This window comes from Kitasatospora sp. NPDC101801 (assembly GCF_044766665.1).
Classification (GTDB): Bacteria; Actinomycetota; Actinomycetes; order Streptomycetales; family Streptomycetaceae; genus Kitasatospora.
Genome location: NZ_JBIWML010000099.1, coordinates 1 through 1,549, shown reverse-complemented (window position 1 = coordinate 1,549; position 1,549 = coordinate 1). Strand labels below are relative to the sequence as shown.

The window sequence follows — 1,549 nt, the reverse complement described above, 5'->3', positions numbered from 1 at the left end:
GTGGGTGGTGCTGCCCATGCCGGTGATGCTCCTGTCTCGCCGATCCAGACTAACCCGACATACCGGGCGTCTCAGTCGAGACTGTCAGGGAGGGGAGGGAGGGCTGTACGCGGTGGCGGGGCCGTGGGACTGGATCTCATGGACGGACAAGTACGGCACGCACGAGGAACGCGGAGGGCGCCTGTGGCTGACGGAGGGCCAGCGGACCTTGGCCTGGGCCGAGGTGTTCAGCGGTCAGTCAGCATGGCAGGCATCCGTCGCAGCCGCCGTCTGCGAGCTGGGACCGTGGGCCCGGATGGCGCGCATCTCGCCGGCGTGCCCGCTCTGGAGCAGCAGATCGAGCGCCTCCGGATCGACGCTCAGACGGTGGCTGCCGACCTTGTGGAGGCCGGGCAGTGCGGTTCGTCTGCCGGAACTCTGGACTGTCGGATCTGCAGCGGCGCGGTCTCAGTCCGCAGGAAGCCCCCCTTGGCGGTGCTGCTCCTCGACATCGAGGCGGAACTCTCCATCAGGGACCGAGGGCGGGTGGTGTGGTCCGAGGAGGCGTTCCCCGTGGCCGAGCTGGCGTACCACCTGGCGCTCTGGCTTCAGAGTCCGGCCACCGGCCACGAGGACGTCGAGCTCGATTCGATGCAGGCTGATCCGGGACTGATCCGCATCGGGTACTCCGATGACGGCTGGTGGATCGGCTCCATCTCCGGCCCGGTGGGCGACGGGCTCGTAGCCGCCATAGCGGGCGGCCTCCTCGCGGTCGGCACCACCGCGGTCGTTGCCACCAGGCGCCGAGGCCGCCGCTCCTGAATCAACCGCCCACCCGGAGCCCCGGCCCGGAGCCGGGGCTCCAGGGAGCCGCCACCCCGCGGCAACAGCGGACCTCCCCGATGCATGAGCGGCGCTGGCAACGGCCGGCTGCCGCCGGGTGCCGGGCCGGCGGCCCGGAGTGGAGGGCCCGGGCGGCCGTACGCCGGCGCACACATCCTGCGGCTGATGTCGGCTTGGTCCTCGAAGGACCCCGACTTCTTCGAGGCGCTGCTCACGGCGGCAGCCGACAGCACCGCCGCAGCCGACCACGTCCGGGACCTGATCAGGTCACCGCCCGGGCAGTTCGGGTTGCTGCGCGTCCCGGCGCCGCCACCCGCATTGCGTACGCTGTTGCCGCGGTCAATCCCGAGTTACCGGTATCCGAGTCCGCGCATGGCACCCGAACAGCCGGGCAGATCCTGCACGAGGGTGGTTGGCGAAAGGCCTTCACCGTCGAGGAGATGGTCCGGGCCTGGGCTCAGATGGTGGAGCAGGTTGGCGTTAGCGGTTTGGTTTCAGGAAGCAGCGACAGTTGACCGGCGGGGTCCCACCGCTCGGTTGGCGATGGTGCCCACGGCCCTTGCTTGGCTATGGTCACGTGCGCGTGCCGTAACGCGGCAACCGCCACTGGTGATCGGGGGGGCCTCCCCCCATGTGGTGGACACGCTGATACTGGATCGTGCTTGATCCGGAGGAAGCGAGACACCGCCGATGGCGTTGAAGGACTACTCGGACGAGTTCAGGGCCG

Annotated in this window: 1 protein-coding gene; it reads left to right on the top strand. The window is 69.8% G+C overall.

Annotation, left to right across the window (positions count from 1 at the left end):
• Positions 1–474 precede the first annotated feature (474 nt).
• Positions 475–801: a hypothetical protein gene (locus tag ACIRPK_RS36860; protein WP_403047319.1), complete on the top strand. Its 327-nt coding sequence runs from the start codon at positions 475–477 to the stop codon at positions 799–801.
• The last annotated feature ends 748 nt before the right edge of the window (positions 802–1,549 follow it).